Genomic DNA, 24,573 nt, shown 5'->3' on the forward strand with positions numbered 1-24,573 from the left:
TCGTGTTTACGCTAGGCCTTAGCTATAATGATGAACTCAGCCAGAAGCACAAGTAAGGCAGTAGCTACGCCAAGCGAATTAATTACCGTTAAAGCATCTGGGTAGCTTTCTTTCTTAAATTGCGAAAATAAAGATACCATCCATAATACACTGAAGAATAATGCGACCAATCCGGAAATAGCCTCACTATCCACTTTTCTGCTCCGCATAAAAAATCCTACAAGGCCAACAACGGTAAAAATCATGTATATAACAAGCTCTATGGATGTGATGACAATCGCCTCGCCTGCAGAGAACAAATGCATTAACATGTATTGAATCCCTAAACAAATAAACACAAGCTGGTTAAAAGAAACTTTGCTCACTCTCATAGCTTATCTCCTTTTAATTTAAGTAAACTGCAATAAAAAAGATAACGCTTTCATTATATCGATAATTAAAATAATCCTCTGTGACTTTCAGTACTCTTCCGATATCAGCCCAATCAAAACAAGCCCTGAACAAAAAAATCTCCTGGCAATATTGTTGCCGGAGATTTTATATTAGAGTTTAAATGCTGACATAAAGGATGTATCCAAAACAGCCAATTTTCTAATAAAACTTCGTCAAAAACAGGATCTCAATTAGTGATGCATAAATTCACTAATTTTTAACAGCATTCAAAGCATCTAATTGGTCACTATGTCTTTTTTCTGTAAAAATAAGGCATAGGCACATACACCAGCAAGCTGCAAATGTAGAGACCATAGGAGCTACTTGTTGAGAAGCGTTTTTATTCAGTTCCATTGTTTAGTCCCCTCCTTTCAGTTTGTCATAGGGTCTGTTTTGAATACATCTCTTATGTCAGCATTGAGAATGATAGAGCGAAATTTCTATGCCACTACTTTAGATGTTTCGGTATAACTTCAATAAGTTTTTCTACAGTTAAGTCTTTGATTTCACGGACAAAAGAATCATTGATCTGGAATCCAAGTTCGTTCTCGAGATCTGTTAAAATATAAATTATATTTCTAACAGAAGTTACACCTAATAGATTGGTCGTTCTATCGAATTCTTTGACATAATTTTTGACTGTTTCTTCTATAACCTGTTCGTTTAGATACAACAACTCCTTCCCCTCCTTTAAATCATCGGAATATTATTTTGCAGCTCACTTATAATTCTTCTAAAAGCCTCTTCCTGACTTGTAGAATTAGAAAGATTAAAAGTATACATCCCCTCTTGAGAATAGGAATTGTTTTCCACTGAGTCCAGATAATCTACAGAATAGTATTCTAGTTGTCTTGCTTCTGGATTATATAAACAAACATTCTCAGAAATATGATAGTAATCAATATTAACGCCATATTTGTATAAACAAGTGGACTTCATTTCTTTCAAATGGGATTCTTCGTAATTTCCGTTATACAAGCTTAATATTGTGATATCTGGTGTGACTGCATTACTGATTAGGAAAGGTATATACCCATATCCATTGGGAACTGAAGTGCTATACTTAAGAATGCTTCCTGGAACTCCAATAATAATGACATCTGGATTCTCAGCTTGTTCTATATATTTAATATAGGCATTAATACTCTCGACCTGTTCTGAAAACGTTAGATCATTGCCGTCTATAATGTCTGGGATTGTATGGTATCCCCATAATCTAGATAGTGCATTGCTGGAAATCAAACTCATCTTATATCCCGAATTGCGAAAGTTTTCACTTAGTTTAAGCTGCAAATTCCATTTTCCGCAGTTTTCCCCCATCCCCATAATTAAAATAACTGGGACGTCGATACTCGCTAATGCTTTCTGTTTCGATATAGAAGGATGCTCTAGATTCAGACATTCCCAACCCTCTATGGTTGATTGGTTTAATACAGTTTTCAATTCAGCCACGTACATAATATGCTTTCCCTTCTCTTCTGCAAGAGAAGTTAACCGGCAGTAACCTGATTCATCAACTTGAAATTGAGGCTTACATAATAACAGTACATCAACAGAGTTAATCAGATCATTTAAATAAAAGCTCTCTTCATCACATATTAAAGCCTTTTTAGTGTCGTCCACTTCATCGAATGACTCCCAGCCTTTTGGAACTACGGCATATATCAGCTCGAAATTCTGAAGCTCACTTTCTGTTAGCAATAAAGGCATCAGACCTTTATGAAAAGGGTAAACCGCCAGTTTTTTCTTCACAGTGAAATATCCTCTCTTTTAAACTGATATTTAAATTCCCTCATCATCGTATAGTTCTTCAAATTCTCTAATGCCGACGCTTTAACCCTGTTGCATTTGCTAAGCTTATAGCTTTCTGAATAATGTTCATCCTTTCCATTATCCGCTGCAGCGGGGCATATAGAGCAGCAATGAAAGGCCCAGCATTCTTTACAGTGTTGTTCCGTAACTGCTCCAACATTCAAAATTTCTCGAACCTTTTTAATATCAAAACCATCCTGAAGATTTCCCATTTTCATTAGTGAAGAATTTTCATCTATACGCTCACAAGGAAAAAAGTTACCGTTTACATCTACAAAAAGTTTTTTCAAGCCTGGTATACAAGTCCCGCTAGGATGAGCAATTTTTGGGGTCTCATTGATTGGCGAAAGAAACTCTTTGTAGCTATAAATGGTTTCAATATCACGTTTATGATAGGCCACAGGCTCTTCTTTTACTTTTCCTAGCAGCAATAGATATGCCTTCAAAGCTTCGTAATTTCGTTCTTCAAAATAAGCCTCACCATAAACGAATTCCGTCTCTGTATAGTTCATGGATAGTGTATTAAAGTTAACTTTAGAGAGGTCACTAACTCCTTCTCCCGCTCTAAAATAATCAAAGATTTCTTCGAACTTACCATCTGGACTAATAACTGTATTGAACTTCAGTTTTTGATATAGATCAGGATAGTTATCTCGAATATGTACAACATTACGATATACATTCTCATAGGAACCACGTCCATTTACAAACGTCCTATTTTCATTATGAACATCCTTCGGTCCATCCAGGCTAATCATAATGGATATGTTAAAATCACGAACTTCCCTTGCAAAACTATCATCCAGAAGTGTGCCATTAGTAGTCATACCAAAGGAAATTTCTTTGCCGCTGACTTTTTCCTGTGTATATTTCATAGTATCTATGATGAGTTTTTTTTCAATCAAAGGCTCCCCACCATAAAAAGCTACATGCAAGTGGTCCACGTCTTTAGAATGGGCTACAAGGAAATCAATCCCTTGCTGCAGAGTATCCCAGGTTATATTCAGAGCAGAATGTGAACGATTATTATAAATTTCATTGCTTGAGTAAGGACAGTAACCACAACGCAAGTTGCAATTTTGAGACATTTGAAAAGTGATTGAGTTAACACAGCGCTCTAACTGGTACTCCAACATTTGACTTGCCGGATGCTCAATTTGTAGAATCGGAGATTCAGCTAAAAGCCCTCTCTTTTGAAAATCTTTAAGCACATTTACATCAGCTTCCTCATAACTGCCTTCAGAAATATGACTTAACGCTTCATACTGATTCTGTTTGATTTTATAAATACTGTTTCTATTCATGTCATAGACGTAATGTAGATTCGCTCTCGTTTGAAAAGGAATAAAAGGCATCCGGGGTTTCCTCCCTTTGAGTACTAGTAATCATATCTCTAAAACTCTCCTGAGATGTATACAACTCATCAAAAGTTCCTATCCCAAGAACCTTGCCACCATTTAAATAAATAATCTTATCTAATCTCTTTAATACTTCCGGTCGATGCGTGATAATGATAGTCATCATATAACGATCTGAAGATAACAGTTCCTCGTTAAAAACCTGCTCCGAATAATAGTCATAGCTTGAGGTTGCTTCATCCAATAGCAGAATTTTTGTATCCTTACGTGCTAATGTTCGGGCAAGTGCTATTTTTTGTTTTTGTCCACCCGATAGTTTAGCGCCATTATAACCAATTCGAGTGTCCATTTTTTCGGGTAGGTCTTGGATAAATGAATATGCCCCTGACTGTTTGCAGCTTTCCAATATCTCAGTAAGTGTAAGCTCTTCAGAAATGTTGATATTGTTCGCCACAGTATCATTGAAAAGATAATTGTTTTGAGCCATCAAGCTCCATATTGAGCGATAGGATTCAAAAGTATACTCTTTCACATCTTTATCGTTTATTTTGATGCTGCCTTCAGTTGGCTCATAGAATCTTAGCAGCAGATTTACAACAGATGATTTGCCGCTGCCGTTCAAACCAATAATCGCTACTTTCTCACCTTTTTGAATGGTAAAATTCACTTGATCCAGAGCTTTTTCATTCTCATAAACCAAGGATACGTTTTCGAATTTCAGATCATTGATAGATATTGATTCTAATAATTCCTTCGCTTCCGGTTTATCAATTTCAGCATCGGTATTTAGAAATTTTAAAAACCGCTCAAAGGCTGGTTTCACGCTGGATAATTGCGTAATCAAATACGATATGATAGTAATTGGTTCAAATACCAATGATGAGTACGAAATGAAAGATACCAGACCGCCAATGGTGATTTCATCTTTTTGGATTAACCAAGCACCGTACAAGTAAAGACCACAAGTAAACAATGTCGTCATAAACGAACCCGATATACTATCAATAAATCCATAACGCATTAACTTGGATTTAGCATTTTTACTTCCATCCAGATTCACTTTCAGTTTCGCTAGTCGTTTTCCAGTAATCCCCCATACTTTTATCGCTTCAATGCCACTAATTGCATCCCCTAACCATTCTGAGAAATTTGATTGCAAGTGCATAATGATCTCATATACCTTTACTTGCTTTTTATATAAAAAACTGCTAATTAGCATTTTGACTGGAATTGTAGCGAGCATAACTAGAGTTAATTTCCAGTTAATATAAAACAATGCTGTTAAGCCGGCGAAAACTTTAAATAGATTAACGAAAGATGTTAAAAATTGCGTGTCTGTCAAAGACGATATGTTGGCGATATCTTGAAAAAGCTCAGACATCACTACTGAGAAATTTCTGTCTTTAAAAAATTTCGTGCGTACGGATAACACATGTTTACAAGCTTTCTTATTCAAGTCATATGGTATTCTCACACTTATTTCCTTATAGTAATAGAATTGAAAAATACCAAGTAATTGTTGGATAAGGAATATTAAAAAAATTAGTCCTACGTATTGAATAACTCGATAAAAATCCAAACCTAGAATACCAATGTCAATAAGTTGCTTGGTAAACCAAGGAGTCAAAAAGCTCCCTATAGAAGTCACCAACATAACAATACTGATTATCCAAATGTTTTTACGGTAAGGATGAAATAACTCTTTAATGCTGATCCATACTACATTGTATTTCATTTCACATAACTCCCCGCGACATATACTGAGACTAGCCTCATCCCATCTCAATACCAACAAAAAGAACAACAAAAACTACAATAGCTAGCAACGCACCTACAATAACGATCGTTTTTGGTGATCTATTACCCCTGTCCATTTCAATTCCTCCTTTATCTACGCGTGTATATCTCTTTTTCCAAACGAAATATAGGTGACAGACAAACTAATAGCTATGATAATCACAGGAATCAACACCACTTCCATAAAGCTCTTTGCTCCGGTTAGGACTATATGTTGTGAATTAACGACGTAGATTCCGGAAAACTTCATAACCTGAGTCGTTAAAGCATGGTCTGAAATCCCCCTTAACAATGCGGAGGAAGCATCACGGAAATAACCGGATATCATGAAGTCTCCGAATATAATTAGAAAAGTTACAACCACCGCTGAAGCCGTTCTTTTAATAAGGATACCTACCATAATGATTAGAGCAGCATAAGCTGATAAATAAAGGATATTTAATCCCAGTACACGGGAAACTTGAATCAAGTCAGCAGAAAAATTACGATTACCGATGTCAGTCCCAATTATCAAAGCAGCTATCATATAAGCGAGATAAAACACTACTGTAAATTGTAAAATCCACCATATAATAATTTTAAAAACAGAAAGGTATTTCCCCGTGATATAGATAAACCTGCTTTGTCCGGAAGCCAGGATAACTTTGATTGATCCATATTCAAATCCTTCGGTTGCAAAAAAACATACGTAAACTGGAATAATAAAATAAAAAAATAAAGACAAAGGTGTCACAATCGTTAAGGGTTCCGCGAGATTACCGATTTCAAAACCACCTTTACCGCCAATCCAGATTGCTAGTACCAGACTTGCTATAAGGAACAGAAGAGAAATTCCCTTAAACATGATATCCCTTCTTATAAAGTAAGACTCAGCTTTCAGAAAATCCCTCATTGCTCATTCTCCTATCAGATCCATATAATAATGCTCAAGATTTGCTGTGGACAGGTTGATTCCTTCAAGTGGAATTCCATTTCTAATTAACGTTGACATTAACTGTTCAAGATCTGTCAAATCCTTGGGAACCAATATTTCTCCGGCTTCTGACAATGTGATCGAATGAATATTAAGATCGTTCTTAAGCACGTTTATTGCTGCAGCTATTTCAACGGTCTTAATACAAATTTGTGCTTCGGCTGATTGCAAGAGTTCTTCCACAGAGACTTCCTTAATGAACTGCCCTTTATGAATAAACCCGAATTTGGTAGCTAACAATTGGAGCTCACTCAAGATATGGCTGGAAATCAAGATGGTAACCCCTTTTTCATGTGCCAGCTTAGCCAATAATTTTCTCATCTCTACAATTCCTGTAGGATCAAGTCCATTAATCGGTTCATCCAACACTAAAAATTCCGGTTCATTGAGAAGGGAAATTGCCAGCCCTAAGCGTTGACGCATGCCCAGAGAATATTCCGTTGTATTTTTGTTTTCAACATCCGTTAGTCCCACTAAATTCAGCACATCTTTAATTCTCTTGAAATCCGAAATACCATGAATCTTACAATAAAAGCTTAAATTCTCTTCAGCATTCATATGGGGGTAGAGGGCAGGTAGCTCTATTAAAACCCCCATTTTTTTTCTGACTCGTGCGATGTCCTTCTCACTACTTTTACCCATCAATTGGATAGTCCCTTTTGTAGGGTAAACTAATCCACTAATTATTTTCATGAGTGTGGTTTTACCTGCTCCATTCTCACCTACAAAGCCATAGATATCACCCTGTTTAATCTGCATATTTATATTATGAAGCGCATTTGCACTGCCGTACTGTTTAGTTAATCCCTCAGCTTCAAAGATTGTTGTATTCATTTTTCAACTCCTCCATACCGTCTGCTACTAATTGATATTAAATTAGCATGTTTACTAGAATTACTAATCGCAATGGTAAAAAACACGGGAATAAATGTAACTTTCGCCGCTTCCAAGTGATCCCTAAAAGGATAAAGGTTGATTATACTCCCATATAATGTATTATTATTTATAACACAGGAGGGGAATTTCACATGATACATATTGCTATTTGTGATGATGATTTCAAGGCAACAGAATATATTGAGAGATTGATCCTTAACCATCCCATTCAGCAGACTGTAAAGATAGAGGTATCGATATTCTATTCTGGTGAAAGTTTCACGAAAGCCATTCAACATGGTTGTCCATTTGATCTTATTTTTATGGATATAGAAATGAAGGGAATAAGCGGAATAACAGCGGGTCATATATTACGGAGAGATTGTGATAATGATAGGGTTCGGTTGATTTACGTATCGAGCCACGAAGAGTATCATGTTCAACTATTTGACGTTCAACCTTCCGGTTTTATAAAGAAGCCTATACATAACGAGTCTTTTGAAAAAAAACTAATCTCTATGATTCAGCAAATAAAGGTCAAGCGTCAGCAAAACCAACCAAAATTACTGCCTGTACACCAAAGTGGAACTAAACTACTTATTCCAATCCGTAATATTATGTACTTGGCAAGTGATCGCCGAAAAATCATTTTGCAAACAACGGAAGATCAAACGGAATATTACAGTACTTTATCTATAGAAGAAGGAAAGCTACCTTCGAAGCAGTTTGTGCGGATTCATCAATCGTATCTTGTGAATTTCGATTACATAAAACAAATTCAGGGCAAAAAAATTGTATTAACGAGTGGGGAAGAACTTCCGATTAGCGATAAGCAAAGCACCGTAGTGAAAAAGAGTTATTTGCAATTCAGGGGGAGTCTGCTTGAATAATATTCTACTGGATGAGCTGTTCTATGCCCTCACACTGGCAGCTCTCCCATTTATCATTCATTATTTCTATGATCATTGTTTCCCACGGCTTTGGGAATCCAAAGTAATCCTTTATTCCGTATACACTGCTTATTATATTTTCGTACTCCTCCTTCATTACAGCCCACTCCCCGGCTTATGGATGCTAGGGCTTAATATAGTGGGGATCGTTCTCTTGTCCTTTTTGTATAAAGGAAAAATACAATGGCGTATTGGTGCTGCTTTATTTATAGTCGCACTGATTATTCTTTCAGATGCAGCTACTGCACCTGTGTATACGACAAGCGGATACATCTTTACCTTGTTTTTGTCTAAGATTCTGATGTTTATACTGGTACAGATCACGCTTCGTTTTACCAAAGCTTTTGGCGAGGGCAGTCTAAGCAGCTGGTATTGGATCGGGCTGTTCTGCTTTCCGTTTATCAGCATTCTCAGTATTGCAAAATTATCGGGTGAGCTGTCATTGCGGGAATATCCGGCGTTGTATCCGACTTTGTCCGGAGGAATGCTATTGATCAACTTCCTGATCATTCTTTTGTGTGATCGTGTATTAACCATACAATCGGCACAGAATAAAAACTACTTGTTGGAACAGCAGAACACCTACTATATGAACCAGTATCTGCTCACGAAAGAAAGGCAGCAAGAAGTCTTTACGTTTCAACATGATTTCAGGAATATCTTGCTCGGCCTGAGGTCTCAATTACAAGCTGGGGAAAAAGAAGCCGGACTGAATGATGTGGATAAGCTTCTTGGAGTAATAGAACTCTCTTCAGGTGAAAGTAATACCGGCTCCATCCTAATCGACTCTATCATTAATTACAAGTCGCAATTTGCCAAAAAGCTGGGTATCTCCTTTCAAACGGATATTAAGATTCCACCTCAGCTTGACCTAGATGCTTATGCATTTAGCATTATTCTAGGGAACACCCTTGATAATGCCATAGAAGCATGCAGGCATCCAGGTGTGACTCAGCCCTATATTAAATTCCAACTTCATTATCATAAGGGTACTTTATTTATCAGAATACAGAATCCATATCAGCATTCAATACGTATGAATCATTTCGGGGAATTAGCCACAACAAAACGAGACAAGCATTTTCATGGTATCGGTCTAAAAAGCGTAAAGAATGCGGTAGAAGAAATCGGCGGAATATGGGATATCACCTATGAAAACCAAATTTTCCAAGTGGAAATTTGTCTTTTTAACATTGAGATCTTATCAGTTGCAGAAACTGAGCAAAAATGCACCTCATAGAAAGACATCGAACCCAGAGGGTTTTCCAATGTTTATTCTAAGGGGTGCATTTCAGTCACAAGTACATCTATTATTTTACTTACGGTTCGATTGTAAATTTAGACGAAAACGAAATACTGCATCTTCACCGTACCACATAGGGAAATTGGTACCCCAGATATTGTTGTGCAAATTAAAATGCCATCCTTTATCTAGAGAAACAAAAGAATTATCGAATTGTAGCAGTCTTTTTTGACCCGGTGCAGCCAACGCAGCATCCATGGTTTCGATAAAGGCGCTCCCATCTGCCCCCTGATAACTAACGCCACGTCCAATGGCATGAAGATTACGATTCCCGTCCTTCACTACACGCAAAGGTGAGACTGGCAAGCCCATCTTATCCATCAACCAAAGATTAGGATTATCGACATTCAATGCACAACCGAACCAGCTTGCTTCTGGAAGGCGGTTGGCTTCTTTTCCGAACCATTGCAGTGATACGTCAACCGTACCTTCATGCTCAAAATCATACACTAATTCAAGTTCCTTCGGCGCACCATATAATTCATAGGCTTGTACCGGCATGCGTAAACGTAGCAAGAACCGTTTTCCATTTACTCGCTTCATATCAGTCACGATGGGCTCATATAGCTGATGGCTAGGTAATGGTCGAACAAATTCAAAGCCAGGCTTATTAAAGTCGGCACCGTACAACTTCGCAATCTCTCCTTCAGATGGGACAAGATCATGTGACTGAAGCTTTCTCATCCTGATTTCTTCCATAACATGATTTGCTATCTGTATATATAGGCGGTTTCCGATCTTTTTGATGATCCTGATTATCCATTCGAGTCTTCACCCTTTACTCTTCTATGCCGTTAGTCTAAATATTTCGAATGGGACATCTTGTTCTCAAAATAGAATGAACAGTGGATTTATATGCTGCGTTATCAATTAGGAGGTCAACCACTTGAAAAATAAAGAATCATTTGTATTCGTTACAATCCCACTATCCGAGATCAAGAAATTCATTCTTATTGACTTTGTAGCTGGAACGGTCATTTACTTTGCCATAAGGTTTCCCTTACATTCCTTTATAGCCGCCTCAGCCGGCAGCATGTTCGGCCCAATACTCATTCGGCAATCCATGAAATTGGTTCAGAATCGTGCTAAAGCTTAAACCATAAAAGGCAAACTTTCAACCTTGCTGTATGTATTTTAGAAATTGTTCAATCTGTTTTTTATGATGCTTATCATGCGGAATAAAACTTCTCATATACTTGCGAACACTGAACTTCTTGCGGTCTCCATCCTTATATTCCAAATCACATTCTTCATCCGTTAATCCAGAGACTGCATCTAAAATTCTAGATCTGTAGAGCACAAATTGTTCAATCAAGGTTTGCTTGGATAACAATTTGGCATACTCAATCGCATTAGCATTAAATTCGTTAAAATCCAAATGTTTCGTTGTTAGTGGTTCTTTCAAAATAATCTTCTTAATAGCACCTTCATAGAAATATTTATCCCAGAGCATGAGGTGACAGAGAATATCCTTCACGGTCCATTTACCAGTAGCTATGGGCTTATCCCAATGTTTATCTGGCACCTCTTCTAATGATTTCACGAATGGAATAAGAGACTTAAATTCGAGTATCATTTGCTCCTTTGATTTTACCGCCATAGAAGCTAACCTCCGTGTGAATATAAAATAGAATAGCAAAAATATTATGCAGCATCATCCTTAGAAGCAGTTATTAGATCAGCCTCAGTAGATTCTGGATTCAGCCAAATCTCAATCATATCATGGGTACGCTTTACATCATTTTCATTGAGTATATAATACCATTGATCCGTATGTTTTCCTTCCCCTTGGAGCATATGACTCGTTATTTTAGGGGTTCCACCTTCAAGAATTACCTTCTTAGCCAAATCCAAAATAAAATCTGACTTCATATTGGTTTTAAAGTTACTGCCAGCAATTTCAATAATGTTCTGTATATTAAGAATATTATCTATTCTTTTCATCCGATCAAGCGCTGCTTTTAGGAAAATCCTTTGTCTCTCTGTTCTCTTAAAATCAGAATCTTCCCGATATCTTACATACATTAAAGCTTCCTTACCGGAATAGATCGGTTTGTTCGGCTCAATTCTTAGTTTTTCATGATCGGGGCTCTTATTCTCTATCACCTTGGTGATTGGAAGCACCACTCCTCCAAGAGCATCTGTAACACCCACAAGCCCATTAAAATTAATAGTAGCATAGTAATCAATAGGTGCGTTCAGTAGATTCTTAACGGTATCCACACTCATCTGAGGACCACCGTAGGAATGCGCTGCATTAATCTTGGTTTCTTTTCTTGCTCCTTTGATATTTTCTGCTCCAATAATTTCAGTATATGAATCACGGGGAATGGAGACGAGCAGTGCTTTATGGTCTACAGGTCGAATAACTGTATAAATAATGGAATCAGAAAGTCCGTTTTCTTTGCCACGCTGATCGGTGCCTAGTAGAAGGATAGAGAAAGGACGGTCTTTATTTTCCGTCGTTGCTTGTAATCCAGATTCTTCAGTGTCTTCCAACGGCACATAGGACTCTTCAAGGGTGTGTTCAATAGTTGGCGCTACAACATTATCAAACCCAAAAATCATTAGTTCTTTACGAAAAATAAAGGATCCCAGCCCAACAAGAAGTAAGGTAGCGATCGAAAAGTACCACATCTTCATTTTCTTGCTGATTTTATTCTTTTTCACTTTCTTTTTCTCGATTCTACTTAAAGCAAATGAAGCAGGTGGATGAGTGCTCTGTTTATTTTTCATTTGAATGAATTACCCTTTCTGTTTATGCGACTTCTCACCATTAATGAACATCACTTTTTATTTGTGCCTACCCTCCATTACCTAAATATCCCATTATTATAGACGATCATTGGATCGATAAGTTTCTTTTATAAGAAATTTTTGAGGCAAAAAAAAGACCACATCCTATCAAGGATGGGTCTGCAAAGTTTTTTGAGGTTACATTAGGTTTTGTTCAGGATCTTATCAATTTCACTTTTCAGTATAAGATACCTGACAACACTTCTCATGATCGGGACTTTAGTTAACTTATGCTGGTCTACATAGCTTTTCATTTGATCTTTAGACAGACCAAGCAAGCTACCAGCCTCAGACACAGTCAATACTTCTTTATTGCTTGTTGCGTTAAAGGTTTTCTTCACTTTTAAATTCCAGTCTTCAAACACCTGCACTTACATCCGCCACCTTTCTACTAAGCGAGAAATATAAGACATAAAGTATTGTGTGAAACTTGTAATTTCTTATATTTAAAAAAATCCCCAAACTATAAGTTTGGGGATTCTTTTCACAACTTTAGAGTTTTACAACATTCTCAGCTTGTTGACCACGATTGCCTTGAACTACGTTAAATTCTACACGTTGTCCTTCATCCAAAGACTTGAATCCATCACCAGTGATTGCGCTGAAATGTACGAATACGTCTTCTCCGCCTTCAACCTCGATAAAACCAAAGCCTTTGTCTGCGTTAAACCATTTCACTGTTCCTGTTTGCATAATATAATTACCACCTTTTTTTAATTTACATGTTATTCTTATCCCAAAAAAATCTCTTACAAAATCTCTAAAAAAATAAAAATTCACATATGGTACAAGGTTATTGTCATCTTAAGAATAACCCTCTACGCTATGTGAATTAGCAGGTAACTACTTTCGATATATTGATTATAGCACATCCGATGGCATGTAGATACCTTTTAGATTATGTAATAAATGGAAAAACCCTAATCCTTTAGAAAAGGACAGGGTTTCCCACCTGTAATCACAATATCACATCAGTTTAAATTTTAAAATAAGACAATTTGTCCAGCAAATCTTGCACCATTGAGCTGAGGGATTCCGTCGAAGCTGAAATTTCTTCCATAGAAGCAAGCTGCTCCTCTGAGGCTGCTGCTACACTTTGTGAATCCGCGGACGCTTCTGATGCAAGCTCGGCTAATACTTTTACACTAGCTGAAATTTGCTCTGTACCAGCAGTCATCTGCTGTGCAGCTGCAGATACTTCCTGAATCTGATCTGTAACCTGTGTCATTTCAGCAAGAATCGATGTAAACAAAAGATCACTGTCAGATACACCCTGCACACCGATACGTACTTGCTCATTACCAATAGCCATAGCCTGTGAGGCTTGATTAGTATCTTGGACCACATGTTCGACTAATTCAGTAACTTGTTCGGCAGCTTGTTTCGTTTGATCCGCCAACATGCGTATTTCCGAAGCTACTACAGCAAATCCACGACCTTGTTCACCCACTCTGGATGCTTCAATTGCTGCGTTTAATGCTAATAGATTAGTCTGTTTACTGATATTCGAGATCAGACCAATAATCCCACTAATCTGTACAGATCTTTCACCTAGTCGTTCAATCGCCAGACTCGTCTCATCCACGGATTGCTTAAGCTCTGTCATCTGGTTCACCGCCATTTGAAGCTGTGCACTGCCTCTCTTCGTTTGATCGGTTACTTCGTCTGCAGATGCAGACACCGCTGATGAAGAGTCAGCGATACGTTGCACTCCAATGCTAAGATCGCTCATGGCCAGAGAAGATTCTCCTGCATAACCATTCTGCAGTTGCGCTCCCTCGGCGACTCGTCCAATAGCCACAGCAATCTGTTCAGCAGCTTTCCCTGTCTGTTCCGCGTTCGCTGTCAACTCTTCAGAAGTAGCACCCACTGACATCGATAAATCAGCCACAAGTCCAAACATTTCTCGAAGCTTATGTGTCATCTGATTAAAATGTGAAGACATCTTACCGAATTCATCATCATTTCGAACCTGCAAGGTTTGTGTTAAGTCCCCTTGAGCCATAAGCTGCAATTTCTCAGATAATACTCGAAGCGGTTTGATCACCATTAACCATAATTGAAAGACTATAACTATTCCTAAAATCAGCATCCCAACAAGCATGATGATAAAAGATTCTGTTTTAGCTTGTTCGTAGTCAGCCATGATTGTAGCTTTAGGAATCGCAGTCTGCGTATACCATACCTGATCGCTTTCTGGCAGTGGAATCGGAACAAAAATACGAAGTACATTTTCTCCTTTGGAATTATTGGTGTACCCCTGAACCGACTTCCCATTCTTCACTTGTCTCCACAGCGCAGCTTTCTCTTCCGTATCACCGAAATCTTTAAGTACACTTTCTGGATCATTAGGATTAGCTGCATATTTACCATTACCCGTGACTAGAGAAACGTATCCACCCATAGGTTTATATTTATCAGCATCCTCCTGGAGCTTTGATAACGAAACATCAAATCCTACCGTCCCAAGAAAAGTGCCCGATTTGTCCAAAATAGGCAGCATAACCGAAATCATCTCTATTGCCCCACCAGTCGTCTCATAGGAATAGGGTTCAATGTAGATCGGTTTTTTCTCTTTTTTAGGTAAAAGGTAATAATCACCCGCACCTTCTACATCGTAATTCTTTAAGGGTTCAACCGTTATTAAACCTTTATTTCTAAGAACATAAGGAATAAAACGCCCCGTACCATCATCATATGGCGTCTTATTGATATTAGCCTGATCGTTTTGATCGAAGGCATTGGGTTCCCACAATGTACTAATTGCAAAAAGCTCGGGTCTATTCTCAAGCATAGATTTCATAGTAGAAATAACTTCTTCACGACTCAAAGTTTGATGTTCTCTTGATTCAACCAGTACATCTGTGAATACCTTTGCTGCCGACTCTATGTCTACCATACTATTCTGAATCGTTTCCGCATAACTTCGCCCAGCAACTTCCGCCTCTAGTTCACCGTTCGATATGCTCACACTTCGAAGATTAAGCAGATTCGCGATTAGACTAAAGAAAAAGATAACAATGATAACTAAACTTACTACCAGAACAAATTTAACCGTTAAAGAAAGCCTACGATATAACGCCATCTGAACAACTCCACTCTAGGATAATATACCTTATCTTTAATCGACAAAATACGACTATCATTAAATAGGTCTTTTCACCTATAATTAAATAATAAAATTTAAAACACCTATCCCTTCAAAAAGTATGTTTAAATAAAAGTAGCCTAACTAAAAAAATCTCAATACAAAGGAGTTCATGCCGATGGAAATCTCCTCTTTTTTGTTGCCTAAAGATCAAGTTGCCTATATCACCAACTCACTATCCATGCTGGAAGCCTTAGAACAATTGGAGCAGCACCATTATACGGCTATCCCTATTATTGATAATGAAGGAAAATATGTAGGAACACTTTCGGAAGGTGATCTATTATGGAAGCTGAAAAACACAGCAGGCCTAACTTTTGACAATATAGGGGAAGTTACAGTAAGCGATATCCAAAAGCATGTTCATAACGAGAGCGTTCTCATAAATGCCGAAATGGAGGATATGCTGACGCTCGCTGCAGATCAGAATTTTGTTCCTGTGATTGATAAAGAAGGCGTGTTTGTCGGAATTATTCGTCGAAAAGATATCATTGAATATTATACTCGCAACATTACTGATTAACTGATTAATTGAACAACAAAAAGACCTGATCAGCAACATCATGAGAAGATGAAGCTAATCAGGTCTTTTTTCTACCCTAAATTATAGTTCAGTCAGAATAATGGTTCCTTGAGGGGTGATAGCTAATGTATGTTCATACTGTGCTGACAGACCGCCGTCAATGGTACGTGCAGTCCAACCATCCGCATCAATTTTTGTTCTGTAGCTGCCTGTGTTCAGCATCGGTTCAATGGTAAATACCATCCCCTCTTTAAGACGAGGTCCTCTGCCAGCCGGACCATAGTGAGGTACCTCTGGTGCTTCATGCATTTCTGAACCAATCCCATGGCCAATAAAATCACGCACAACAGAAAAACCATTAGACTCTGCGTAAACTTGAATTGCATGAGCGACATCCCCGATACGGTTGCCTGCAACTGCCTGCTCGATACCACGGAATAAAGATTCCTTTGTGGTGTCTAGCAATTTAGTCGCCTGCTCACTAATGTTGCCAATCCCATATGACCAAGCGGAATCTGCCAACCAGCCATCTAAGTTAACTACCATGTCTATGGTTACTATATCTCCATCTTTAAGTGGTTCCTTTTTCGGAAATCCGTGGCAGATTACATCATTTACAGAGGCACAGGTTGCGTACGGATATCCGTTATATCCCTTTTGCTCAGGAGTTGCTCCTTGAGACAGTATAAATTTTTCTGCAAATTCATCAATCTCCCAGGTAGTAATTCCCGGCTGTAGAATTTGCGCAATTTGACGATGACATTCAGCGAGAATTTTTCCCGCCGCACGCATTTTTTCGATTTCTTCCATCGTTTTCATGATAATCATAATATCGCCTCTTCTGTACAGAACACATCACTCTCGGGCAATGGCTCTTCTTTTGTATTTAGTTTCCCCTTTATATTATGAAAGAAAAACACGAGAAATCCAAATCATTAAGCAAAAAAAATATTTATTCCTGTCTGAAACTAAAAAACTCCCCTTATTCTTATAAAAATGTGGTTAGGGTAAGGCCAACCAACAAAGAGGTGTCCCATCAGCCATAATGCAGGCTCTGGGACACCCATTTCAGTCTAAATTAGATTAGTCATGAAAATTAAGACCTGACGAAACCGCTTTGACATAACCTGCACGGATCACGAAATCTCCAAAATGCTCGCTATGCAGACGTTCTTTCGAATAACGATGAAGAATTGGCTCCAGCGTCTCTAGAATTTCTTTTTCATCTATGTTTTCTTTATACATTTTGTTCAAGCGATCTCCCGTAAACCCTGCTCCCAAGTACATATTATATCTGCCTGGACCTTTACCAATAAACGAGATTTCGCCTAGTGCCGGTCTTGCACACCCATTAGGACAGCCTGTCATCCGGATCACGATTTCCTCATCGCGTAGACCAGCTTCATCAAGGACAAGCTCTAGCTTATCAATCAACGAAGGCAAATAACGTTCTGCTTCAGCCATTGCAAGTCCGCAGGTTGGTAGCGCCACACAAGACATCGAACTGCGTCGTAGCGCAGACAGATGAGCTCCGTCCGTAAGTCCATGCTGTTTAACCAGCTCAGCCACTTTTCGCTTTTTGGCAGTGGTTACGTTAGCAATCGTTAAATTCTGATTCGGCGTAAGCCGGAAATCCCCGGTATGAATCTTGGCAATTTCCCGCAGTCCAGTCATCAATGTGTACCCTTCTTGGTCATGAATCCGTCCGCTTTGGATATAAAGCGTCAAATTCCATTTTCCATTCGTACCCTTCACCCAGCCGTAGCGGTCTCCATTATGGTCGAAATGGTACTCACGTGCCGCCTCAAGCTGCCATCCGAGTCTTTCATGCAGCTCATCGACAAACCATTCCAGACCGTGGCGGTCAATCGTATACTTGAACCGTGCATTTTTACGGACAGAACGATTTCCATAATCCCGCTGAATCGTTACTGTCTTCTCCGCTACATCGATCATTTGATCAGGACGGCAAAAACCAATGATACGGCCAAGCTGAGGATACGTGCTGGTATCGCCATGCGTCATTCCCATACCGCCGCCTACAGAAACGTTGAACCCTACCAGCTTATCATTCTCAAGAATAGCGATGAAGCCTAGATCCTGCGAGAACACATCTACGTCATTTGAAGGGGGCACCGCAAGACCAATCTTGAATTTACGCGGTAAATATACCGGACCATAGATCGGTTCAACTTCTGCCCGATCTCCTAAACTATCCACTACCTTTTCACCGTCTAGCCAAATTTCATGGTAAGCAGGAGTACGTGGGGATAGATGATCACTAACTTTGCGCGCCCATTCATAGACTTCTGCATGCACCTCAGATTGATAAGGATTCGGATTGCTCATTACGTTACGGTTGACATCCCCACAAGCTGCAAGGGTTGTCATTAGCGTATCATTGATGCTTCGAATGGTCTTTTTTAAGTTCCATTTGAGAACGCCATGCATTTGAAATGCCTGTCTTGTAGTCAGACGTAAGGTTCCGTTACCATACTTCTGTGCCAGATCATCCATCACCAGCCATTGTTCCGGTGTAGCTACACCACCTGGGGCAACTACGCGAAGCATAAACTGGAATGCCGGCTCCAGCTTCTGACGTTCCCGTTCATTGCGCAAATCTCTGTCATCCTGCATATAGCTTCCGTGAAATTTAAGCAGCCGATTATCATCTTCAGGTAGACCACCCGTAATCGGATTGCTTAGTGTCTCAACTAATGCACCCCGCAGATAGTTACTCTCCGATTTAATATGCTCAACATCACTTGGAGGCCCGCCGATCGGCTTAACCTTCTCATTGTTTGCCATTGTTGTTATCTCCCCCCGAAGTCATTCGATAACTCCATCTATCCATTAATAGACATCACGCTGGTAACGCTGCGTCTGTTGCATATCTTCCAGATAAGCCGCTGCCGCTTCAGGGCTCAGTCCGCCCTCACTCTGAATCACCGTAAGCAGTGCAGAATGAACATCATGCGCCATGTACTTCTCGTCACCGCAAACGTAGATATGAGCACCTTCTTGCAGCCATTCATAAACCTCACGACTCTTTTGTAAAATGCGATGTTGTACATATACTTTCTCTTCGGTATCACGTGAGAAGGCGACATCCAGCTTACTTAGAACGCCATCCTTTAGCATTCTCTGCCAATCAGTCTGATACAGGAAATCAGTTACAAAATGCCGATCCCCATAGAACAGCCAAGATTTCCCTTCCGCTCCCAGCTCCCCACGTTCCTCTAAGAAAGAGCGGAATGGTGCAACACCTGTGCCTGGTCCGATCATGATGATCGGTGCATCCGGATTAGTCGGCAGCTTAAAGTTAGGATTATGCTGAATGTAAATAGGCAATGTATCTCCCGGCTCTACTCTTTCTGCGCAATGCACTGAGCAGACACCGTAACGTTCCCTACCGTGAGCCTCATAACGTACAGCTCTGACGGTTAGATGAACCTCATCCGGGTTAGCTTTATAACTGCTGGCGATAGAATATAGCCGTGCAGGAAGCTTCCGTAAAATCGTCACAAAACTGCTGGCTGGACCTTCCCACGGTGAGAAGTCCTGGATCAAATCGAGTAGATCGCGTCCTTGAATATACTCTTTAAGCTCCGAAGCACGATCTGGAGCTAATAACTCACTCAGCTTGTTTGAAGCAGACAGCTTTGCCGCTTGCTCCAGCAGTGGTTTGGTCAATACAGTGATTTCATAATGATGCAGAAGTGCCTCACGTAAGGCTCCTTCATCACCTTTCTTATTAAACGGAACCTTATCATTAGGATTCCAGCCCATAGTATGAATAATAGCGTCCACCAGTTCAGGATGATTCTCTGGGTATACTCCCAGTGCATCCCCAGGTTCAAACTGTATATTAGAGCCTTCAAGCGATAGTTCCAAATGGCGAGTCTCCCGGTCCGAGCCGCGTCCGTTCAAATTCAGATTCTCCAGTACCTCTGCTTTAAAAGGATTATTACGAGTATATAGAGGTTCTTGTGACTCTGCGTCCTCCGCGGCTTGAACCGCTTTTGCAGCAATGGCTGGAGCATTTAAATTTGCATTTAATGCACCAATTACACCTTCAAACCATTCGGCAACGGAATCGTCATAATCGAGATCACAATCTACACGTGGACTTAGGCGCTTACCACCAAGCTCCTCTAACCTCTGATCGAACTCTTTACCCGTCTGACAGAAAAATTCATAAGAGGTGTCTCCCAGAGCCAGAACTGAAAACCGCAGGTTCTCTAATTGAGGAGCTCTTTTACTGTAAAGAAATTCATGAAAAATCCTTGCATTATCAGGTGGTTCACCTTCTCCATGAGTACTCACCAATAGAAGTAGATTCTCAACCTTTTTAAGCGCTGTAGGTTTGAAATTGTTCATCGCGGAGAGTGTGACCTGAAATCCTTGCTCTTCCAGCTTGCGGGACAAGCTCCCGGCAAGTCGCTGGCAATTACCCGTTTGCGAACCAAATAATATGGTCACTTCCCGTGAGGCTGCTGGTTGGCTCGTTACGGCAGCGCCAGCCTCTGTGTTTCCAATCGTATTCGATGGCACTTGAAATTCAGCACCTGCTGGCGCTGCGGCCGTAGTACGTCCAATCGCGGACAAATATCCACTGAGCCATATTTGCTGCGTCTCCGTTAAGGTTGGTAGAAGACGATTGAGAAGCTCGACTTGGTTCTCGTTAAAAGGACTGTTCGTTACCTGTAGTTGCAACAATATCCACCTCTCCTAAACATGAAATCTGGTTATGATCCGTGCCTCAATTGAATTTATCTGAGCCTTTTTTAGAACCTCATAAAATCAGGCTATCACAATATTTGTAAACGATCAATGAAGTCATTTTCACCTAAAAATTGTTAATTATTGAAAAAGTATCTATAAAGTACGTAAAAACCGATCAAAACAGTATGATTTGCCCTGTTTTGATCGGTTTCATTATAAAAAATGATACTATTTATAAAATATTGTGATAAATAAAAACTATAAATCCTTCTTACTTTCGGGAAATAATACCTCGCCTACCCCTGTCTTTATCTTCACAATCTCTTCAAGCGTATTCGATAACTCACCTGGCGGATAAGGCTTCGTTAAATACTTCTGTATCACATCATTCAGTTGGTTCTTATCTGATTGATCCAGAGCAGAAGAGATAACAATCGGAATATTCTCTGTTCTCGAATCCTCTTTTAGCATTCGGATCAAATCCCAGCCGTCCAGTTCTTCACCAAGCATCAAATCAACCACGATCGCAACAAATGGTGTTTTCAAGGCCTGATCAAAAGCTTGCTGTGGATGATAGTGATGGGTAACACGGAACCCCTTCCCTTTAAGCTCTTCTGATAAAAGCAATGAAAGACTATAATCATCTTCAACAATCATTACATTCGGTTTGAGCTCTTTATCGGCATTCCATTTATTCAGCTCATCTTGCTGCCAGCTTACTTCTGCATTAAGGATTGGGAGACTAAACCAAACGGTTGTCCCTTCACCCTCTACCGAATCAATACCGATGGTTCCCTTTTGTTTCTCAATAATTTCTTTACAGATGGCAAGACCGAGACCTGTTCCACCAATTCTTTTGGAGGCACTGTTGTCCACTCGTCTGAATTTTTGGAATAGCTGTCCGATTTGATCCTTTGGAATGCCCAGACCATTATCCTGGATACGCACAATAATATGATCCGGCTCATTATGCAGCAGTACCTTCACTTCATTGTTAGACGGTGAGAACTTGATCGCATTACTTAACAAATTCGTTAGAACTTGAACGATCTTATCCTTGTCCACATCTACCTCCGCATTCAGAGCCTCATCCACCAATAGCACATGATGTGTGCTACTAAGTTTATATTGATCGATAACCCCAAGGACAATTTCACTAAGATTTACATGCTCCGTGATATACTGCTGCTTCCCTGACTCCATTCTCTGCAGATCCAGAAAATCATTAATAAGCTCAGTCAACCGCTTCGCTTCCTTATGAATCGTCTCCAAATACTTCAGCTGCTTCTCAGGCTTCATGGTTTTGGACAATAGCAGTTCCGTGAATCCTAATACACTCGACAATGGTGTTCTCAGCTCATGACTTACCGTACTGACTAGATCAGATTTCATAAGATCCAGCTCGTACTCCCTAGTGATATCTCTATATACAAACAATGTACCAATTCTAAGCTCCCGGCGGAAAACAGGAATCGCATAAACATCAATATGCTTCTTGGATTCCGTTCCAATGGAGTATTGCATACTGCTGGACTCCAGAGCATCCTCAGAGATTGCCTGTTCAAAAAACGACCGAAGCTCATGGTTCTCATTCGAGCGTTCGATGAAATAATCCATCCATTCTTTTCTAGGAGTCAGTGTACCTTCAATCCAATCATAGTTAACGATGTTGCACAGCGCCTTATTCATCTGAAGCATCATGCCTTCTGTACTCACGAACTGAATGCCTTCGTTTACGTTATTCACGATATCACGGTTCAGCTTTCGCCCATGTTCAATCTCTTCGTACATGAACAAACGTTCAATCGCCAGAGCTACGCGGTTCATCATTCCTTGAACCTCATTAATCTCTTCTTTACTGAAAGAATGTCCAATCCGGGTTCCGCAAAATACAGCTAGAATCTCATCTTCTGAATTTACAACAGTGGTATAGAAATCATAACAGTAGACCTCATTCGCAGAAATCCCCTGTTCCGATTGCGTAGCTAGACGCTTAATCAGATAGGTTTTTTCCGTCTTCAAACGATATAACATTTCATTGTTCTCATTAGCGAGATAACGCTCTACATTTTCCTGAGGAATCCCTTTAACAGCCGCGATCTTATCTTTTACAAAAAGGAAGAAACTCGAATCAAATGAATACAGGTGATGCATGAACTGAATAAACTTATCTGCAAATTCTTGTTTATCTAAGGTGTACGTAATGTCATGATTCAGCTGATTATTTAGTTCAAGCATTTTTTTGGTCTGTTCTGTATTCTTCAGCGTTTCCGCTAGCTCAAGCTGTACACTTTTCATAGAGGTGACATCATACGCGATAAAAATGTACTGATAAATCACACCCTCATTGTTCAGATACGGCACGACAGTCAGATGCATCCAGATTGGCAATCCGTCTTTAGTCAGAATCTGGAGTTCATTGCTCCATACCCCACCCGTATATAATTTGTTGAAGATCTTCTGCATCTGTTCTCTAGATATATTATAGAGTTCAAATAACTTATAGGTAAAACCGATAATTTCAGAATTTTTATAGCCGGTATATTTGCTTAAATTATCATTCGCGTAGGTAAATACGCCTTTATCTGTAAGGATCCCCACCGCTGAGGACTGATCGAGTGCCTTCATCATACTCTCTATTTCACTAAGCGAACGTTGCAGTCTGTACTGCTGATCCTGAAGTTCATCTTGCTGCGCGTGCAGCTCTTCATTCTGCATCATCAATTCTTCTTCTTTGTCCTGAATACTTCTGGCCATATTTAGAAATGCATTATAAAGCCGACCAATCTCATCTTGATGCTTAAGCTTGCCGAGAAGAATTTCCTCACCGGCAGCCAAGGAATGAGTGGCCCCTTCCAGCTTCAAAATAGGATTAATCAAATTCTTAAGAATCCGCCAGATCATAAAGGTAAAGAACAGTAGAATAATCGTGCTAAAAAAGAAGGCGATAAAGGTGAATTCGTTAGCTCGTTTGATATAATCCAAAGCCATGGTATTTAATGCTGCATCGGATCGCTGTCTGTACTCTTTCGTATACGTTAGAAAATCATTCACTGATTTAGTAATACCATCTCCGGATAGTACTCTCAAAGCAGCATAATCATCAGCCTCGACAAGCCGAATCGCTTCCGGTAGCGTTTTATTTTTATACTGGACATAAAATGATTTTAAACCATCTCTAAACAAGGCTTCTTCGGCGGATAAATTAAGATTAGAATACGTATCCAGTATTTGATCAAATTTTACTAAGGCTGCATTTAAGAGCTTTAATTCATTCTCGTCCTTAAGCAAAGTGAATCCCCTAGCTCGGAAAAACACCTCATTTAACGTGCCCGCCATCTCGCTGATCGTGTCTGCTTTATACTGCAAACTTTCACGTTCTCTACTTAGTTCATCTTGCTCAAAGTTTATGAAAATAAAAAATACAGTTCCCATAAGAATGATTAAAGAAAACACTAATACAATGATGCGGAAATATTTATTTTTGATACTGTGATTAGCGTTACTTTCCTTCACCACTCAGGATCCCCTCCACAATCTGCAAGAGTTCCATCGGACTAAATGGTTTCGGCATGAAGTAACGCGCACCTGCTTCAACTGCTCGAATTCGATCTACATCTTGAGCTTTGGCCGTTAACATTAATATAGCTGTAGTTTTCTTTTTCTCCTCATCCAGCTGCTGAAGCACTTCAATCCCTGTCATTTCCGGCATCATATAATCCAGAATCACCAAATCATAAGGATCCGTAGACAGCTTAGTTAGAGCTTCCAACCCATTCTCCGCTGTGTGAATTTCAACATTCTCCAAATCTTCCAATGTATCCTCGATTAACATCCGTAATACTTCTTCATCATCCACTACCATTATTTTTTGCATATT

Annotated in this window: 22 protein-coding genes; 4 read left to right on the plus strand and 18 right to left on the minus strand. The window is 39.5% G+C overall.

The annotated features are described in order from the left end of the window. Window positions 1–11: 11 nt before the first annotated feature. From NYE25_RS10710 to NYE25_RS10740, 7 genes are all read right to left on the minus strand, one after another. Window positions 12–371, minus strand: coding sequence for a hypothetical protein (locus tag NYE25_RS10710; protein ID WP_060622809.1), 360 nt, complete (start codon window positions 369–371; stop codon window positions 12–14). Window positions 372–642: 271 nt separating this feature from the next. Next, window positions 643–786 carry a hypothetical protein gene (locus tag NYE25_RS10715; RefSeq protein WP_156113154.1) on the minus strand — a complete coding sequence of 48 codons (144 nt, stop codon included), beginning with the start codon at window positions 784–786 and terminating at the stop codon, window positions 643–645. Window positions 787–1,122: 336 nt separating this feature from the next. After that, window positions 1,123–2,184, minus strand: a complete 1,062-nt coding sequence (locus tag NYE25_RS10720; protein ID WP_076284642.1) for a TIGR04066 family peptide maturation system protein — start codon at window positions 2,182–2,184, stop codon at window positions 1,123–1,125. Next, the gene (locus NYE25_RS10725) at window positions 2,181–3,455 is read right to left on the minus strand and encodes a radical SAM/SPASM domain-containing protein (RefSeq protein WP_341145892.1); all 1,275 of its coding nucleotides are present in this window, start codon (window positions 3,453–3,455) and stop codon (window positions 2,181–2,183) included. Before NYE25_RS10725 ends, NYE25_RS10720 begins: the two co-directional genes overlap by 4 nt. A 94-nt stretch (window positions 3,456–3,549) precedes the next feature. Further along, the gene (locus tag NYE25_RS10730) at window positions 3,550–5,337 is read right to left on the minus strand and encodes an ABC transporter ATP-binding protein (RefSeq protein WP_042189952.1); all 1,788 of its coding nucleotides are present in this window, start codon (window positions 5,335–5,337) and stop codon (window positions 3,550–3,552) included. A gap of 156 nt (window positions 5,338–5,493) precedes the next feature. Next, window positions 5,494–6,291, minus strand: coding sequence for an ABC transporter permease (locus NYE25_RS10735; RefSeq protein WP_076300537.1), 798 nt, complete (start codon window positions 6,289–6,291; stop codon window positions 5,494–5,496). Between the two features lie 3 nt (window positions 6,292–6,294). Next, window positions 6,295–7,206 (minus strand): ABC transporter ATP-binding protein, encoded by a 912-nt coding sequence (locus NYE25_RS10740; RefSeq protein ID WP_076284638.1) that lies wholly within the window; start codon window positions 7,204–7,206, stop codon window positions 6,295–6,297. 194 nt (window positions 7,207–7,400) lie between these two features. Between NYE25_RS10740 and NYE25_RS10745 the strand changes: the two genes are divergently transcribed. Continuing rightward, a complete protein-coding gene (locus NYE25_RS10745) occupies window positions 7,401–8,138 on the plus strand; it encodes a LytR/AlgR family response regulator transcription factor (protein ID WP_052404359.1) in 738 nt (245 codons plus the stop codon). Then, the gene (locus NYE25_RS10750) at window positions 8,131–9,438 is read left to right on the plus strand and encodes an ATP-binding protein (protein WP_341145893.1); all 1,308 of its coding nucleotides are present in this window, start codon (window positions 8,131–8,133) and stop codon (window positions 9,436–9,438) included. Before NYE25_RS10745 ends, NYE25_RS10750 begins: the two co-directional genes overlap by 8 nt. Window positions 9,439–9,513: 75 nt before the next feature. Here NYE25_RS10750 and NYE25_RS10755 read toward each other — a convergent pair whose 3' ends face one another. Continuing rightward, on the minus strand, window positions 9,514–10,185 hold the full coding sequence (locus NYE25_RS10755) for a hypothetical protein (RefSeq protein ID WP_341145894.1): 672 nt from the start codon (window positions 10,183–10,185) through the stop codon (window positions 9,514–9,516). Window positions 10,186–10,387: 202 nt separating this feature from the next. On the opposite strand from NYE25_RS10755, the gene NYE25_RS10760 reads away from it, so the two are divergent. Continuing rightward, a complete protein-coding gene (locus NYE25_RS10760; RefSeq protein ID WP_042189964.1) occupies window positions 10,388–10,597 on the plus strand; it encodes a hypothetical protein in 210 nt (69 codons plus the stop codon). A gap of 18 nt (window positions 10,598–10,615) precedes the next feature. Here the strand turns inward: NYE25_RS10760 and NYE25_RS10765 are convergent, their stop codons facing one another. From NYE25_RS10765 to NYE25_RS10785, 5 genes are all read right to left on the minus strand, one after another. After that, entirely contained in the window at window positions 10,616–11,101 is a 486-nt protein-coding gene (locus NYE25_RS10765; protein WP_339266070.1) for a DinB family protein, read from the minus strand. A 44-nt stretch (window positions 11,102–11,145) separates the two neighbouring features. Beyond that, on the minus strand, window positions 11,146–12,237 hold the full coding sequence (locus tag NYE25_RS10770) for an LCP family protein (RefSeq protein WP_341145895.1): 1,092 nt from the start codon (window positions 12,235–12,237) through the stop codon (window positions 11,146–11,148). Between the two features lie 203 nt (window positions 12,238–12,440). Further along, window positions 12,441–12,668 carry a helix-turn-helix domain-containing protein gene (locus NYE25_RS10775; protein ID WP_341145896.1) on the minus strand — a complete coding sequence of 76 codons (228 nt, stop codon included), beginning with the start codon at window positions 12,666–12,668 and terminating at the stop codon, window positions 12,441–12,443. Window positions 12,669–12,789: 121 nt separating this feature from the next. Beyond that, complete coding sequence (locus NYE25_RS10780; RefSeq protein ID WP_036685790.1) at window positions 12,790–12,990, minus strand: cold-shock protein; 201 nt, start codon at window positions 12,988–12,990, stop codon at window positions 12,790–12,792. Window positions 12,991–13,273: 283 nt separating this feature from the next. Further along, a complete protein-coding gene (locus NYE25_RS10785; RefSeq protein ID WP_341145897.1) occupies window positions 13,274–15,382 on the minus strand; it encodes a methyl-accepting chemotaxis protein in 2,109 nt (702 codons plus the stop codon). Window positions 15,383–15,563: 181 nt separating this feature from the next. Between NYE25_RS10785 and NYE25_RS10790 the strand changes: the two genes are divergently transcribed. Beyond that, window positions 15,564–15,968: a CBS domain-containing protein gene (locus NYE25_RS10790; RefSeq protein ID WP_341145898.1), complete on the plus strand. Its 405-nt coding sequence runs from the start codon at window positions 15,564–15,566 to the stop codon at window positions 15,966–15,968. A gap of 81 nt (window positions 15,969–16,049) precedes the next feature. On the opposite strand, the gene map is transcribed toward NYE25_RS10790, so the two are convergent. The 5 genes from map to NYE25_RS10815 all read right to left on the minus strand — a co-directional run bounded on the left by map (window position 16,050) and on the right by NYE25_RS10815 (window position 24,570). Continuing rightward, on the minus strand, window positions 16,050–16,796 hold the full coding sequence (map, locus tag NYE25_RS10795; protein WP_042129378.1) for a type I methionyl aminopeptidase: 747 nt from the start codon (window positions 16,794–16,796) through the stop codon (window positions 16,050–16,052). A 255-nt stretch (window positions 16,797–17,051) separates the two neighbouring features. Then, entirely contained in the window at window positions 17,052–18,776 is a 1,725-nt protein-coding gene (gene cysI, locus NYE25_RS10800) for an assimilatory sulfite reductase (NADPH) hemoprotein subunit (protein ID WP_341145899.1), read from the minus strand. Window positions 18,777–18,821: 45 nt separating this feature from the next. After that, the gene (locus tag NYE25_RS10805) at window positions 18,822–20,684 is read right to left on the minus strand and encodes an assimilatory sulfite reductase (NADPH) flavoprotein subunit (protein WP_341147715.1); all 1,863 of its coding nucleotides are present in this window, start codon (window positions 20,682–20,684) and stop codon (window positions 18,822–18,824) included. Window positions 20,685–20,951: 267 nt separating this feature from the next. After that, a complete protein-coding gene (locus NYE25_RS10810) occupies window positions 20,952–24,209 on the minus strand; it encodes an ATP-binding protein (RefSeq protein ID WP_341145900.1) in 3,258 nt (1,085 codons plus the stop codon). After that, a complete protein-coding gene (locus NYE25_RS10815; protein WP_149646881.1) occupies window positions 24,196–24,570 on the minus strand; it encodes a response regulator transcription factor in 375 nt (124 codons plus the stop codon). Before NYE25_RS10815 ends, NYE25_RS10810 begins: the two co-directional genes overlap by 14 nt. Window positions 24,571–24,573 lie beyond the last annotated feature (3 nt).

The sequence above is a fragment of the Paenibacillus sp. FSL E2-8871 genome, assembly GCF_038000345.1.
In the GTDB taxonomy this organism is placed as follows: Bacteria; Bacillota; Bacilli; order Paenibacillales; family Paenibacillaceae; genus Paenibacillus_AQ.

Coding starts and splice junctions, on each gene's coding strand:
- NYE25_RS10735 (WP_076300537.1), bottom strand. CDS start 6,291: ATGAGGGATTTTCTGAAAGCTGAGTCTTACTTTATAAGAAGGGATATC.
- NYE25_RS10710 (WP_060622809.1), bottom strand. CDS start 371: ATGAGAGTGAGCAAAGTTTCTTTTAACCAGCTTGTGTTTATTTGTTTA.
- NYE25_RS10765 (WP_339266070.1), bottom strand. CDS start 11,101: ATGGCGGTAAAATCAAAGGAGCAAATGATACTCGAATTTAAGTCTCTT.
- NYE25_RS10730 (WP_042189952.1), bottom strand. CDS start 5,337: ATGAAATACAATGTAGTATGGATCAGCATTAAAGAGTTATTTCATCCT.
- NYE25_RS10755 (WP_341145894.1), bottom strand. CDS start 10,185: ATGAGAAAGCTTCAGTCACATGATCTTGTCCCATCTGAAGGAGAGATT.
- NYE25_RS10815 (WP_149646881.1), bottom strand. CDS start 24,570: ATGCAAAAAATAATGGTAGTGGATGATGAAGAAGTATTACGGATGTTA.
- NYE25_RS10715 (WP_156113154.1), bottom strand. CDS start 786: ATGGAACTGAATAAAAACGCTTCTCAACAAGTAGCTCCTATGGTCTCT.
- NYE25_RS10785 (WP_341145897.1), bottom strand. CDS start 15,382: ATGGCGTTATATCGTAGGCTTTCTTTAACGGTTAAATTTGTTCTGGTA.
- NYE25_RS10740 (WP_076284638.1), bottom strand. CDS start 7,206: ATGAATACAACAATCTTTGAAGCTGAGGGATTAACTAAACAGTACGGC.
- NYE25_RS10780 (WP_036685790.1), bottom strand. CDS start 12,990: ATGCAAACAGGAACAGTGAAATGGTTTAACGCAGACAAAGGCTTTGGT.
- NYE25_RS10770 (WP_341145895.1), bottom strand. CDS start 12,237: ATGAAAAATAAACAGAGCACTCATCCACCTGCTTCATTTGCTTTAAGT.
- NYE25_RS10745 (WP_052404359.1), top strand. CDS start 7,401: ATGATACATATTGCTATTTGTGATGATGATTTCAAGGCAACAGAATAT.
- cysI (WP_341145899.1), bottom strand. CDS start 18,776: ATGGCAAACAATGAGAAGGTTAAGCCGATCGGCGGGCCTCCAAGTGAT.
- NYE25_RS10790 (WP_341145898.1), top strand. CDS start 15,564: ATGGAAATCTCCTCTTTTTTGTTGCCTAAAGATCAAGTTGCCTATATC.
- map (WP_042129378.1), bottom strand. CDS start 16,796: ATGATTATCATGAAAACGATGGAAGAAATCGAAAAAATGCGTGCGGCG.